The sequence below is a fragment of the Corynebacterium striatum ATCC 6940 genome, assembly GCF_000159135.1.
GTDB classification, from domain to species: domain Bacteria; phylum Actinomycetota; class Actinomycetes; order Mycobacteriales; family Mycobacteriaceae; genus Corynebacterium; species Corynebacterium striatum.
Map to the genome: position 1 here is coordinate 104,084 of NZ_GG667528.1, position 13,812 is coordinate 117,895.

The 13,812-nt window shown below is 59.1% G+C and carries 13 protein-coding genes; 5 read left to right on the forward strand and 8 right to left on the reverse strand.

Annotated elements, in window-relative coordinates; all coding sequences use genetic code 11:
* Positions 1-50 precede the first annotated feature (50 nt).
* The 8 genes from HMPREF0308_RS10895 to HMPREF0308_RS10930 form a co-directional block, all read right to left on the reverse strand.
* On the reverse strand, positions 51-1,682 hold the full coding sequence (locus tag HMPREF0308_RS10895) for an ABC-F family ATP-binding cassette domain-containing protein (protein WP_005531582.1): 1,632 nt from the start codon (positions 1,680-1,682) through the stop codon (positions 51-53).
* 122 nt (positions 1,683-1,804) lie between these two features.
* On the reverse strand, positions 1,805-2,212 hold the full coding sequence (locus tag HMPREF0308_RS10900; RefSeq protein ID WP_005531583.1) for a metal-sulfur cluster assembly factor: 408 nt from the start codon (positions 2,210-2,212) through the stop codon (positions 1,805-1,807).
* The gene (sufU, locus tag HMPREF0308_RS10905; RefSeq protein WP_005531585.1) at positions 2,213-2,662 is read right to left on the reverse strand and encodes a Fe-S cluster assembly sulfur transfer protein SufU; all 450 of its coding nucleotides are present in this window, start codon (positions 2,660-2,662) and stop codon (positions 2,213-2,215) included.
* Positions 2,663-3,907 carry a cysteine desulfurase gene (locus HMPREF0308_RS10910; protein WP_005531587.1) on the reverse strand — a complete coding sequence of 415 codons (1,245 nt, stop codon included), beginning with the start codon at positions 3,905-3,907 and terminating at the stop codon, positions 2,663-2,665. It abuts the gene before it with no gap.
* Between the two features lie 8 nt (positions 3,908-3,915).
* Positions 3,916-4,674 carry a Fe-S cluster assembly ATPase SufC gene (sufC, locus tag HMPREF0308_RS10915; protein ID WP_005531589.1) on the reverse strand — a complete coding sequence of 253 codons (759 nt, stop codon included), beginning with the start codon at positions 4,672-4,674 and terminating at the stop codon, positions 3,916-3,918.
* A 26-nt stretch (positions 4,675-4,700) separates the two neighbouring features.
* A complete protein-coding gene (gene sufD / locus HMPREF0308_RS10920) occupies positions 4,701-5,882 on the reverse strand; it encodes a Fe-S cluster assembly protein SufD (protein WP_005531591.1) in 1,182 nt (393 codons plus the stop codon).
* Positions 5,883-7,328, reverse strand: coding sequence for a Fe-S cluster assembly protein SufB (gene sufB / locus HMPREF0308_RS10925; protein WP_005531592.1), 1,446 nt, complete (start codon positions 7,326-7,328; stop codon positions 5,883-5,885).
* A 16-nt stretch (positions 7,329-7,344) separates the two neighbouring features.
* A complete protein-coding gene (locus HMPREF0308_RS10930) occupies positions 7,345-8,028 on the reverse strand; it encodes a helix-turn-helix transcriptional regulator (RefSeq protein ID WP_005531593.1) in 684 nt (227 codons plus the stop codon).
* Positions 8,029-8,174: 146 nt separating this feature from the next.
* On the opposite strand from HMPREF0308_RS10930, the gene mptB reads away from it, so the two are divergent.
* From mptB to HMPREF0308_RS10955, 5 genes are all read left to right on the forward strand, one after another.
* Positions 8,175-9,887, forward strand: a complete 1,713-nt coding sequence (gene mptB, locus HMPREF0308_RS10935) for a polyprenol phosphomannose-dependent alpha 1,6 mannosyltransferase MptB (RefSeq protein ID WP_005531594.1) — start codon at positions 8,175-8,177, stop codon at positions 9,885-9,887.
* Positions 9,888-9,893: 6 nt separating this feature from the next.
* Positions 9,894-10,823 carry an ABC transporter ATP-binding protein gene (locus tag HMPREF0308_RS10940; protein ID WP_005531595.1) on the forward strand — a complete coding sequence of 310 codons (930 nt, stop codon included), beginning with the start codon at positions 9,894-9,896 and terminating at the stop codon, positions 10,821-10,823.
* A gap of 5 nt (positions 10,824-10,828) precedes the next feature.
* Positions 10,829-11,590, forward strand: coding sequence for an ABC transporter permease (locus HMPREF0308_RS10945; protein ID WP_034657510.1), 762 nt, complete (start codon positions 10,829-10,831; stop codon positions 11,588-11,590).
* A 78-nt stretch (positions 11,591-11,668) separates the two neighbouring features.
* The gene (locus tag HMPREF0308_RS10950; protein WP_005531597.1) at positions 11,669-12,676 is read left to right on the forward strand and encodes a COX15/CtaA family protein; all 1,008 of its coding nucleotides are present in this window, start codon (positions 11,669-11,671) and stop codon (positions 12,674-12,676) included.
* A gap of 102 nt (positions 12,677-12,778) precedes the next feature.
* Positions 12,779-13,750: a quinone oxidoreductase family protein gene (locus HMPREF0308_RS10955; protein WP_005531598.1), complete on the forward strand. Its 972-nt coding sequence runs from the start codon at positions 12,779-12,781 to the stop codon at positions 13,748-13,750.
* Positions 13,751-13,812 lie beyond the last annotated feature (62 nt).

Sequence of the window (13,812 nt, forward strand, 5' to 3'; positions counted from 1 at the left end):
TACGATACGTCCTGCGTCCATGAACACAATCTGGTCCGACACTGCAATGTTTAGGCCAGCTCAACAATCTCCATGTATTCGTCGTTCCATAGATCCTCATCGCCATCAGGCATGATGATGACGCGCTCGGGCTTCAGCGCCTTGACCGCACCGGGGTCGTGTGTAACCAACACGACGGCGCCGGTGTAGGTGGAAAGTGCGTCGAGCACCTGCTCACGAGACTGCGGGTCCAGGTTGTTGGTCGGCTCATCCAGCAGCAAGACGTTTGCGCGCGAGGACACCAGGGTTGCCAGCGAAAGGCGGGTCTTCTCACCACCGGATAAGGTACCGGCGGGTTGCTCCAGCTTGTCGCCGGAGAACATAAAGGCACCGAGGAGGCCGCGGAGATCCTGTTGGCCTGCGTCCGGGCAAGCTTCAATGGTGTTCTCCCACACGGTCTTTTTCGCGTCGATGTTGTCGTGCTCTTGCGCGAAGTAGCCGATACGCAGACCATGGCCGGAAACAATGCCGCCCTCACCGTCGGTGCGTTCTACTCCCGCAAGCAGCTTCAGCAACGTGGTCTTACCAGCGCCGTTGTAACCGAGAACAACCACGCGGGAGCCCTTGTCGATGGCGAGATCGACGCCGGCAAAGACTTCCAAGGAACCGTACATCTTGGTAAGACCCTTAGCGTTCAGCGGGGTCTTGCCGCACGGCGCGGGCTCAGGGAACTTAATGTGCGCGACCTTGTCGGCCACGCGCACTTCATCCAGTTGGTTCATCATGCGGTCCGCGCGGGCAAGCATCTGCTTGGCAGCGGCCGCCTTGGTGGCCTTCGCGCCGAGTTTGGCAGCCTGCTTCTGCAGGGCCGAAGCCTTCTTCTCCGCATTGGCGCGCTCACGTCGGCGGCGAGCTTCGTCGGTAGCGCGCGCATCCAGGTACTTCTTGAATCCCATGTTGTAAATGTCGGCCTCGGCGCGCACCGCATCAAGGAACCAGATCTTGTTGCACACAGCCTCAAGGAGGTCCACATCGTGGGAGATCATGATGAGGCCGCCCTCGTGCTTGGACAAGAAGCCGCGCAGCCACGTAATGGAGTCAGCATCCAAGTGGTTAGTCGGCTCATCCAACAGCAAGGTGGTCTGGGATTTGCCCGAGCCAGCCGACGCTGCGAAGAGGATCTGTGCGAGCTCCACGCGGCGGCGCTGACCGCCGGAGAGAGTCTTCAACTGCTGGTCAAGGATGCGCTGCGGCAATCCTAAGTTGTCGCAAATCTGCGCACACTCGGCGTCGGCTTCGTATCCGCCAAGAGCGTGGTACTCCTCCTCCAGGCGGGAATACTTGCGGATGGCTTTGTCGCGGAACTTCTCATCCGTGGCAGTCTCCATCAGCTCCTGCTGCTTTGCCATACGGCGCTTGATCTCGTCCAAACCGCGGGCGGAGAGAACGCGCTCACGAGCGGTGATCTCGATATTGCCTTCGCGGGAGTCCTGTGGCAGGTAACCAATGGGGCCGGAACGCGTGACAGAGCCGCCATAGGGCTCGGTCTCCCCTGCCAGGATGCGCATCGTGGTGGTCTTGCCGGCACCGTTGCGTCCGACCAGCCCGATGCGGTCGCCCGGCTGCACTCGCAGGTGCTGGCCGGGAGCGTCGAGAAGCGTACGTGCGCCCACGCGCACCTCGAAATCATTGGTCACAATCACGAGGAATCAGTCTATCAACCGGCGCTAACAGGTCATAGCTGAGCCAAAACCAGAAAACAAGAAGAGTCCCGCGACCATTCGGCAGCGGGACTTATCAGGATGTGGAAGTTTAAATTACTCGCTTAGACTGCAAAGCCCAAAGCCTGCAGCATCTCTCGGCCTTCCTCGGTAATCATATTCGGACCCCATGGCGGCATCCAGACCCAGTTGATCTGGACGGCGTCGGCAAGCTTGTTGCCCACCACTGCGTCTTCAACCTGCTCACCAATGACATCGGTAAGCGGGCAGGCCGGCGAGGTCAGCGTCATGTTGATCATCGCTGTCTCCTTGCCGTCGACGTCCTCGAGCCAGACGTCATAGACCAGGCCCAGATCAACCACGTTGATACCGAGCTCCGGGTCAATGACGTCACGCATGTACTCGGTGATGTCGAAGACCTTGGCAATCTGTGCCTCGGTTTGGGGCGGACGGTCGCCGCCGCCATCGAAGTTGGCGTTGGCGTCCTGGTATGGATCTACTGGGTCAGACATTTATTTCTCCAGTTCATTGAGCGCTTCCACGGATGCGGCCTGGAAGGCCTTCCATCCGAGGAGAGCGCATTTAACGCGGGCGGGGAACTTTGCGACGCCGCCGAAAGCAACACCGTCGCCGATGATTTCATCATCGCCTTCGACTTCGCCACGGGAGGTCACCATCCTCTCGAACTCTTCGAGCTTTTCTTTGGCCTCAGACAAAGATTTGCCAATGATTTCCTCAGCCATCACAGAAGTCGAGGCCTGCGAAATGGAGCAGCCCTCTGCCTCATAAGAGACATCCTCAACGGTCTTGCCATCTGCGGAAAGCTTTACGCGCAAGGTGATCTCGTCCCCGCAGGACGGATTGACGTGGTGGACCTCAGACTGGCCCTCGCGCAGGCCCGCGAACTTCGGGTTCTTATAGTGGTCCAGGATGACATCCTGGTACATGGAATCTAGATTCATTTACTCCACTCCAAAGAATTCGCGTGCAGCCTTGACGGCTTCGATGAGCTTGTCCACTTCTTCCTCAGTGTTGTAGAGGTAGAAGCTAGCGCGGGCAGTCGAGTTGATGTTGCCCGCACGATGCAGCGGCCACGCGCAGTGGTGGCCAGTACGGATGGAAACACCGTGCGAATCGAGCACCTGACCCAGGTCATGCGGGTGGATACCGTCAACCACGAAGGAGATGGCACCACCGCGTTGCTCGGTGGTGGTTGGTCCAACGATGTGCAGACCGGGGATCTGCTTTAAGCCTTCCAGTGCGCGAGCAGTGAGCTTCTGCTCGTGGGCGTGGATGTTTTCCATGCCCACTTCGCTCAGGAACTTGACGGCTGCGCCAAGGCCCACGACCTGGCTGGTCATCTGCGTACCCGCCTCAAAGCGAGTAGGCGGGGCTGCAAAGGTGCTCTTTTCCATTCGGACGACTTCGATCATGGAGCCGCCGGTCAGGAATGGCGGGAGCTTTTCCAACAGCTCTGCCTTTCCGTAGAGCACGCCGACACCATTCGGGCCGCACATCTTGTGTCCCGAGAAGGCAGCGAAGTCCACGTCGAGCGCATGGAAGTCCACGGCCATGTGCGGAACCGACTGGCAGGCATCCAAGACGACGAGAGAGTTGACGGCACGAGCGCGGCGAACCAGTTCTTCGACGTCAGCGATTGCACCCGTGACGTTGGACTGGTGCGTGAACGCGACGACCTTGACGCTCTCATCGAGCTCGAGGGAATCGAGGTCGATGCGGCCGTCTTCGGTCATCGAATACCACTTCAGCGTGGCGCCGGTGCGCTGGCACAGTTCCTGCCATGGGACGAGGTTCGCGTGGTGCTCGAGCTCGGTGACGACGACGGTGTCGCCCTCCCCTACATAGAGATCACCTGCACGCTCATCCGACAGCGTGTAGGCAACCTCATTGAGTGCCTCCGTTGCGTTCTTGGTGAACGCAATCTCGTCACGGTCGGCGCCAACGAAGGCAGCGATGGCTTGGCGAGCAGACTCGTAAGCATCGTCGGCCTCTTCGGCCAGCTGGTAGGAACCACGGTGAACTGGAGCATTCGTGCCAAGCACAAACTCCTCCTCCGCTTTCCAAACTGGCAGTGGCCTTTGCGAGGTAGCTCCCGAGTCGAGGTACACCAGCGGCTTATCGCCGCGCACGGTGCGCTCGAGAATCGGGAACTGCTTCCTAATGGCAGTTACATCGAAGTTAGACATTAGCCTTCTTACTTAACAAACTGATCGTAGCCGGACTCTTCGAGCTGGTCAGCGAGCTCGGCGCCGCCGGTCTTGATGACCTGGCCGTTGGCGAAGACGTGCACAAAGTCAGGCTTGACGTAGTTGAGAATGCGCTTGTAGTGGGTGATCATCAGGATGCCGCCGTTGGTTTCCTCCTGGAAGCGGTTGATGCCCTCAGAAACAACGCGCAGAGCGTCGACGTCGAGGCCGGAATCGGTTTCATCCATGATGGCGAACTTAGGCTTCAGCAGATCCAGCTGCATAACCTCGTGGCGCTTCTTCTCACCACCGGAGAAGCCCTCGTTAACAGCTCGGTGTGCGAAGGACTTATCGATGGAGAGCTTCTCGCGAGCCTCGGTTAGTTCCTTGTTCCACTCGCGCAGCTTCGGAGCCTCACCGCGGACAGCGGTGACAGCGGAGCGCATGAACTGAGCCATCTTGACGCCCGGGACCTCGGTTGGGTACTGCATAGCCAGGAAGAGGCCAGCGCGAGCGCGCTCGTCAACTTCCATCTCGAGGATGTTTTCGCCGTCGAGCAGGATCTCGCCCTCGGTTACTTCGTACTTCGGATGGCCGGCGATGACGTAGGACAAGGTGGACTTACCGGAGCCGTTAGGGCCCATGACAGCGTGGGTCTCGCCGGAGTTGATGGTGAGGTTAACGCCCTTGAGGATTTCCTTAGGCTCGCCGTTCTCGTCGTTCGGGAGGACCTGCGCGTGGAGGTTCTTAATTTCCAGGGTAGACATTGAGTTATACCTGCTTTCGGGGATTGTTAAGCGTTGATTTTTTCGAGCTCGTCAATGACGCGGGTTTCCAGATCCTCGCGCAAGGACTCAACCGGAATACGGGAAATGACCTCGGAGAAGAAGCCGCGGATGATGAGTCGGCGTGCCTCGGCAGCCGGAATACCGCGGGACATGAGGTAGAAGACCTCAAGATCATCGAAGCGGCCTACGGTTGCGGCGTGGCCTGCCCCCACGATCTCACCGGTCTGGATCTCCAGGTTCGGGATCGCATCGGCGCGTGCGCCTTCAGTAAGGATGAGATTGTTGTTGGTCTCGTAGGTATCGGTGTTGTTTGCATCCTGGCGGATCAGAACGTCGCCGACCCAGCAGGTACGGGCTTCTTTGCGTCCAGATTCGACAGTGCCGTCAGCCTGGTTGGTGCCCTGCAGGGCGCCCTTGTAGAACACACGGGAACGGCAGTTCGGCACGGAGTGGTCCACCAGCAGACGGTTCTCAAAGTACTGTCCAGCATCTGCGAAGTAGACACCGAGCATCTCAGCGTCGCCGCCAGGAGCTGTGAAGGCAACGCGTGGAACGATGCGCACAATCTCGCCACCGAAGATGGCGGTGTTGTGGCGCAGAACAGAATCTCGACCCATGGAGGCGACCTGGTGGCCCAGGTGTACCGCGTTGTCTTCCCAATCAGCGTCGACAACAACGGTGACGTTGGCGCCGTCGCCAAGCAGGAATTCAACGTTGTCAGCATGGGTGCCGGAACCGACGTACTTGAGCACGACTGTTACCTCGGCGTGGCGGCCAACCTGAATGGAAGTAGCACCAAAGGAGGTGACTCCCTCGCCTGCTCCGGTGATGGTGATCTCGACGGGGTCGTTGACCTGTGCATCCGCATCGATGGTCACAATCTGTGCCTCCGGCATGGATGTCCATGCCTGAGCGGCAACGCGGTCTGCGGGAGCACCGGCGGTGCCCAAGCGGGCGTCATCGGGAGCAACAGTCTCAGTCGACACGCCTGCTGGGGTGGTTACGGAAATCTTCTGTGCAACGGCCGGTGCGAACTCGCCGTTGTGCAGACCGCGCAGGTGGCGCAACGCGATGAAGCGCCAGACCTCATCGCGGCCGTGTGGAACCGGGAAGTCATCGACGTTGAAGGAGGTGAACTGGTCACCCTTCGTGACGTCAGCCGGATTGAATTCGTTGGAGGCAACCACTTAGCCCACCGATCCTTCCATCTGTAGTTCAATAAGGCGGTTGAGCTCGAGGGCGTACTCCATCGGGAGCTCCTTCGCGATTGGCTCAACGAAGCCGCGCACGATCATCGCCATTGCCTCCTCTTCCGCAATGCCGCGGGACATGAGGTAGAACAGCTGCTCCTCAGAGACCTGGGAGACAGTTGCCTCGTGGCCGAGGGTCACGTGATCGTTGCGGATGTCGTTATACGGGTAGGTATCCGAACGCGAGTTGTTGTCCACGAGCAGTGCGTCGCACTCGACGTTCGCGGTGGAGTTGGAGGCGTTCGCGTTGACCTGCACCAAGCCACGATAGGCAGCGCGGCCACCGTTGCGGGCAACGGACTTCGACACGATGTTGGAGGAAGTACGCGGTGCCATGTGAACCATCTTGGAACCGGTGTCCTGGACCTGACCCTCGCCAGCGAAAGCCAGGGAGAGGACCTCGCCCTTAGCGTGCTCACCAGTCAGCCAGCAGGACGGGTACTTCATGGTGACCTTGGAACCGATGTTGCCATCGACCCATTCCATGGTGCCGCCCTCTTCGACCTTGGCACGCTGGGTAACCAGGTTGTAGACGTTGGTGGACCAGTTCTGGATGGTGGTGTAACGGCAACGTCCGCCCTTCTTGACCACAATCTCGATAACGCCGGTGTGCAGGGAGTCCGAGTTGTAAATCGGAGCGGTGCAGCCCTCGATGTAGTGAACGTAAGCGTCTTCCTCAACGATGATGAGGGTGCGCTCGAACTGACCCATGTTCTCCGTGTTGATGCGGAAATAAGCCTGGAGCGGGATGTCCACGTGAACGCCCTTCGGGACGTAGACGAAGGAGCCGCCGGACCAACAGGCGTTGTTCAGTGCGGAGAACTTGTTGTCGCCTGCCGGAATAACGGTGCCGAAGTACTCCTGGAGGATCTCCGGGTACTCCCTAACGGCAGTGTCAGTGTCGACGAAGATGACGCCCTGTGCTTCAAGGTCTTCACGGATCTTGTGGTAGACCACCTCAGACTCGTACTGAGCCGCAACACCAGAGACCAGACGCTTTTTCTCTGCATCCGGAATGCCGAGCTTGTCGTAGGTTTCCTTAATGTCGGCGGGAAGGTCATCCCACGTCTGGGCCTGCTTCTCCGTGGAACGGACGAAGTACTTGATGTTGTCGAAGTCGATAGCGGAGAGATCCGGGCCCCACGTTGGAACCGGCTTCTTGTTAAAGATGCGCAGCGCCTTCAGCCGGGATTCCAGCATCCACTCCGGCTCGTTCTTCTTCTCAGAGATATCGCGGACAACGTCCTCGCTGAGTCCTCGGTGAGCTGCCTGACCCGCTTCGTCGGAATCGTGCCAGCCGTACTCGTAACCGCCGATGGAAGAGATGATCTCGTCATCACTCATCTTGGTCTCGAGGCCTGGTGCTGGTTGTGCCTGAGTCATAACCCGCTCCTTTCGTCTAAAGATTTGTTTTCCGGTCAGGGCTGACCGGAGTCAAGGGGATGTTTGTGGTGCAGATTCCGTGGCCATCCGCAATGGAAGCCAAGGGCTGCACGTGTTTACCTAATAGGGCAGAAAAGACTTCCTGCTCAGCCTCACACAACTCCGGATGTTCCGCAGCCACGTGGGCTACGGGGCAATGGTGCTGGCAAATCTGCACACCGTTGCCCGCACTATTTACCGTGGCAGCGTAACCATGTTCATCAAGAACCTCAGCGAGTTTCTTCGCCACTTCCTTTACAGACTCGTCATCCCGCACAAGTGGTTTAACGTCTGCCAGAAGTTTCTCGAAACGTGCTTTGGCAAAGCTACGCACTGCCTCGGCACCGCCGGCCGCGCGCAGGGCGTCCAGGGCATCGGAAGCAAGCGCGTCGTAAGCATGACCAAATTGCGCACGCCCACGGTCGGTGAGGCGGAAATGCTTGGCAGGGCGGCCACGCCCGGCAGAATGGGGCCGGCGATGGACAACCTCTGTTAGCTCTTCTTCCACCAGAATGTCTAAGTGCCGGCGAATTCCGGCGGCCGAAAGACCTAGGCGCTCGCCGAGGTACGACGCCGTCACCGGGCCGTCTTTGAGGAGGAGAAGCATGACCTGGCGACGGGTATCGCCCTCGGTGGTTCGGGTCTCTTTATCTGTGACCATGTGCTGCACCTCCTTGTTAAAAACGAACGTCTATTTTTAGACAACACTAGTGTTCCCTAATTCATTCCCAATTTCCACCAGCGCTGGTCCCGGCGTGGCGTACCTTCACCCCCGTTTGAACAGAAGGCCCGCTAAAGTGTTTCTTTATGAAACAGCGTCTCACTGCCTTCCTAACGGGTGTCCGCGAGGACCTCCCGCGTTTTGGCAGTGCGGGTTCTCGTTCCGCGCAACTGCACGCTGATTCAGATGATGCAACGAGGGGCTCGCTTTCCGACGCCCTATATGACCTGCTCCCCGACGATCCTGAGGTTCGCCCGCGCACCTCTATTAATCAACTACGCGCCTTTTTCGTCCTGCGTTGGATGGGAACACTTGGCGCAATCCTTATCGCGGTTGGCGGCCTGGGGGCGGGCGCTCTCCCCGTGGTGGGTAATCCTTATGACAACGTTCCATTCGGCTCTTTAATGTCTCGCATGCTGCAGTCGGCCTCAGCATTGGTCTTTTTGGGTGTCGGCCTCATGGTGACCGCGTGGGTACTCATCGCGCCTTTTGTGGGGACGCCACTACGCGGTGCCCGTGGCATAAAACCTCGACGCTTGCTAACCCAAAGCCAGCTCTGGCGAACGTGGGCGGGTTGGGTCATCCCACTCATTTTCACCGCTCCCCTGTTTACGCAGGATATTTATTCCTACCTTGCTAATGGCTCCATTGTGGCCCAGGGGCTCGATCCCTATTCAGCAGGCCCCGTTCAGTTATTGGGATCGGAGGACCCACTAGCGCGCTCGGTTCCATTCATCTGGGCCAACTCGCCCTCGCCCTATGGCCCTGTGGCACTGGGCCTCGCAGCCATAGTTAGCTTGCTCACACATAACTCGATCATTCTGGGTGTTATTGCGCACCGTCTTCTCTCGTTGGCGGGCATCATTGCAGCGGGATGGGCGACCTCGCAGCTGGCACGTCGCTGCCGAGTTTCTCCAGAATCAGCGCTTTGGCTGGGTATCTTGAACCCACTGACCACCTTGCACCTAGTGGGCGGTATTCATAACGAGTCGGTGATGTTGGGGTTGGCACTCGTGGGCTTGGAACTGGGCCTGCGCGGGGTCGATAAGTTGGGCGGAAGACCCGTGTGGTTCTATTTCTTGGTCTCGGGCCTGCTCATTTCTTGCGCGGGCATGGTCAAGGTGACGGGCTTTATCGGCTTGGGTTTTGTGGGCATGGCCCTGGCCCGAGTGTTGATGCTGCGGCGCGGCTATTCCCCCCTGGGTGCCATAGCTAGCGCAACCGCAGTCCAACTCGGCATCCTCATCCTGTCCATCGGCATCGTCACGCTTGCATCCGGCATCGGACTGGGCTGGATCACGGGCCAAGGCGGTGCCGCAAGCATTCGCTCTTGGCTTTCCTCTAGTACCGCCGTGGGCGTGGGCGCCGGCTTCCTAGGGATGCTTTTGGGCTTGGGCGACCACACTGAGGCAATCCTCTCCTTTACCCGCACGGTAGGCGTGCTCATCGCCACCGGATTCATGTTCCGCATGCTCCTTGCAACGTACCGCGGAAGCATCCATCCGATTGGCGGTCTGGGAATCTCGACGCTTGTGTTAGTCGTTTTCTTCCCTGTGGTCCACCCGTGGTACATCCTCTGGGCGGTGTTGCCGCTTGCGGCTTGGGCTAACCGGCTCATCTTCCGCCTCACTGTGGTGATCTATTCGGCCGGGATGAGCTTCTTCGTTCTCCCGCGCGGCCTTGGCCTCCCGCCGGGCACGATCGCTATCATCTATATTTCCGCAATTGCTGCATACGTCGTGGTCATGGGGCTGTGGACTCTCCTATTACGTCGCTCAAGAATTAGTGTCCTAAACTAGTCCTTCGTGAATACAACTTTCGATGGATCCCCAGCTCTCGAGCTGACGGACGTAGTCAAAACCTACGGGGACAAGAGAGCCGTAGACGGGCTCAGCTTCCATGTGAATCGTGGAGAAATGCTGTGTCTGCTGGGCCCCAATGGTGCGGGTAAGACCACGACTATCGAGATGTGCGAGGGCTTTAAGAAGCCGACGTCGGGGAGCATTCGTGTCCTTGGCCTCGACCCCAGCACAAGTCCCGATGCCGTACGAGAGCGCATCGGAATCATGCTGCAAGGTGGTGGCTCCTATTCCGGAATTCGCGTCCGCGAGATGCTACAGCTTAGCGCGAAGTACAGTGCCAACCCCCTCGACCCGGATTGGCTCATCGAGAAGCTAGGACTCAAGGGTGTCGAGAAGAACACCTACCGCCGTCTCTCCGGCGGTCAGCAGCAGCGACTTTCCTTGGCACTAGCCATCATTGGCAGGCCGGAGCTGGTCTTCCTAGACGAACCCACCGCAGGTCTCGACGCGCAGTCGCGGCTAGCTGTGTGGGATCTCATTCGTGCGCTGCGCGCAGACGGCGTGACCACTATCCTAACTACCCACCTGATGGATGAAGCGGAGGCGCTTGCCGACAGGGTGGTCATTATCGATCACGGACACATGGTGGCTCAAGGCACCACCGCCGAGCTGATGGAATCCACGGGGTCTCCACTCATCAGCTTTGAGACCTCGACCGAAGTTGATCTCGCAGCGCTGCGTGCGGCGGATCTTCCTACGGATGCCACCCGTCCCCTGCACTACCGCGTCGAGACTCCGGCCACCCCGGAGGTCATCGCGCGCCTAGCGCAAGAGTTGGCACGGCAATCCGTGACCTTGCGCAGCCTCGACACCACACACCGCAATCTTGAAGATGTCTTCTTAGATATCACCGGCCGCGAGCTGAGGAGTTAAGAACCATGTCACGCTTTGAACCAGGAACTTTCACTCCCAATCCGCAGCGCGCCAGCGTATGGGCTATGGCCCGGGCACAGGGAGCTATCGAGTCAAAGCTGATGCTTCGCCACGGCGAGCAACAGCTGCTCAGCATCGTCATTCCGCTCGCGCTCCTTATCGGTGCGGCCCGCATGGAGAGCGTCACCGGCCAGGGACTCAAGGAAGTTTTCCCCATGGTCTTGGCTGTGGCCTCCACCAGTTCGGGATTTACGGGTCAGGCTATTTCTCTTGCCTTTGACCGCCGCTACGGGGCGCTGAAGAGAACCGGCGCCTCCGGTGTACCCGCATGGACAATCATCGCGGGCAAGATTGCCGCGGTCTTTTCCATGGTGGTTCTACAGGTGGTCGTGCTGGGTGGTGTTGCTTTTCTGCTAGGGCTGCGTGTTGGCCTCTCGGGGATCGTGCTCGCCTTGTTTACCCTCGTGCTGGGTGTGGCTTCCTTTACTGCACTAGGTTTGCTGCTCGGCGGAACCCTGAGCTCCGAGATGGTCCTCGCGGTGGCGAACCTCATTTGGTTCATTCTCATGGGTGTTGTCGGTTGGGCCATGTATTCCCAGGGTCTCGGCAATGATGGGCTTCTTACGCTCGTTCCTACGGTCGCTATGGCAAGTGCGCTTAACGATGCCTTCAACAACATGTTTCCTTGGCAGGAACTGTTGGTCCTTATCGCATGGGCCGGGGCGGCGTCGTTTGCAGCGGTCCGTTGGTTCCGTTTCGAAGGCTAAATGTGACTTTTGTCTTTTTCCCGGTTTCCAGCGTGAAGGGTTTCGTTCCGAGCGCACCCGCGCGGTAGTCTTTTTAACGTGAATTCCGGTAATAAAGTAACGACGTTCTTTCGCGAGGCGACGCCCACGATTAAGCAGCAGCGCCTCATCGCACTGATTCTGCTCATCTGCCAGGGTGGCATCACGGTATCGGGCGCTATTGTCCGCGTTACTGGTTCGGGCCTTGGCTGTATCACCTGGCCGGAGTGCCACCCGGGTTCGCTGGTTCCGCTGTCCGGCGCGGCGCCGTGGATCCACCAGCTCATCGAGTTTGGTAACCGCCTGCTTACCTTCGTGGTTTCCGCCGCAGCCGTGGCCGCCATCGTCGCCATGCATATGGCTCGTCGCCGTACCGAGCTAAAGGTCTATGCCTGGCTCAACCTTGCCGGTATTATGGTCCAGGCCGTCATCGGCGCCATTTCCGTGTTCCTGAAGCTCAACTGGTGGGCCGTGGCGCTGCACTTCCTGCCGTCCATGATCTTGGTGTGGCTGGCTGCAATGCTCTACTCCCGCATCCTGGAGCCTGACGATGGAACTCCTACCCGTATGTTCCCGCAGGCAATCCGCGTCATGGCAGCGATGGCAACCATCGCCCTGGCAGTCGTATTGACCACCGGCACCATGGTTACCGGCTCCGGAGTTCACTCCGGCGACGATGGCGTAGGCATGGAAGGTCGCCTTAACGTCGACACTGAATTCATGGCTGTCGTACACGCTATGTGCATGTACGCCTACTTGGCCTTGACGCTCATCGTCGTCTTCATGCTCTACCGCTTCCGCGCCTCCGAGCTGGCCAAGAAGGCGGGCTGGGTGCTCATCGCCTGCATCTTGGTCCAATGGGGCATCGGCGTAGCTCAGTTCTACATGCACATCCCACGCTGGACTGTTCCAATCCACATCGGCATGTCTTCGGTGGTTACCGCCTTTACCGCCCTGCTCTGGGCACATGGATTACGTCGTACTGGTGGTTCGGAGAACCTTGTGACAGGTTCCCCCGCTGCCGAAGAAAAGTACACTGCGCGTCAAGCAGCGTTGGCGCAGCGTTGACAAAGTTAGCAAGCCGCTAGCATCTTCATTCCGTTCTTCGGGCCACCCCCTCGGAGGGCGGTTTTGCTGCATATACAGGCCGCGCTGGGATAGCCTTTGTATATGTACGCAATTCAGGTCAACCAGACTGGCGGCCCAGAAGTTCTCGAGTATGTCGAGGTCCCGGCCCCCACTCCCACTGAGGATCAGGTGCTTGTCGACGTCATCGTTGCCGGCGTTAACTACATCGATACCTACTACCGCGCAGGAATCTACAACGCCGCCACACCATTCGTGCTTGGACTTGAAGGCACAGGCCGAGTCGTTCACGACCCAAAGGGAGAAATCGCCGAGGGAACCATGGTCGCTTGGGACCATGCTTTTGGTTCCTACGCTGAACAGGTCTGCGTATCCCGCGACCGCATTGTTGCCGTGCCTGATGACTTCCCACCAGAGGTTGCAGGGTCAATGCTCTTGCAGGGCATGACGGCTCATTACCTGGCTAATGGTGTCTACCAGCTCGGCGAGGGCGCCTCCTGCCTGATTACTGCCGGCGCTGGCGGCGTTGGCCTCATCTTGACCCAGATGGCCAAGGCGCTGGGGGCCACCGTCTACACGGTCGTCTCCACCGATGAAAAGGAACAGCTCTCCTACGAAGCGGGTGCGGACCAAGTATTCCGCTACGGTGAGGGTCTGGCGGAGCAAGTGCGCCGCTTCAACGGCGGCCGCGGAGTCGACGTCGTCTACGACGGCGTCGGCAAAGACACCTTCAACGAGTCCCTTGAGGTTGTCCGTCCACGCGGCACCGTGGCTCTGTTTGGCGCCGCATCCGGCCCAGTCCCGCCCATGGACCCACAGTTGCTCAACAAGCATGGCTCCATCTTCCTGACACGTCCTTCGCTGGGTGCCTGGACCGCTCAGGAGGGCGAATTCCAGATGCGCGCACAGGCAGTCGTCCAAGCCGTCACAGACGGCGCCGTCACCTTCAACGTGACCGCCTCTTATCCCCTCAAGGACGCTGCTCAGGCTCACCGGGACTTGCACGCCCGCAAGACCACCGGCTCGATTGTCCTGCGCGTGCGCGAGGACAACTAGCGCAGAAATTCTAAGGCGCCGTACTTAACGTACGGCGGTACTTAACGTACGGCGCCGTTCTG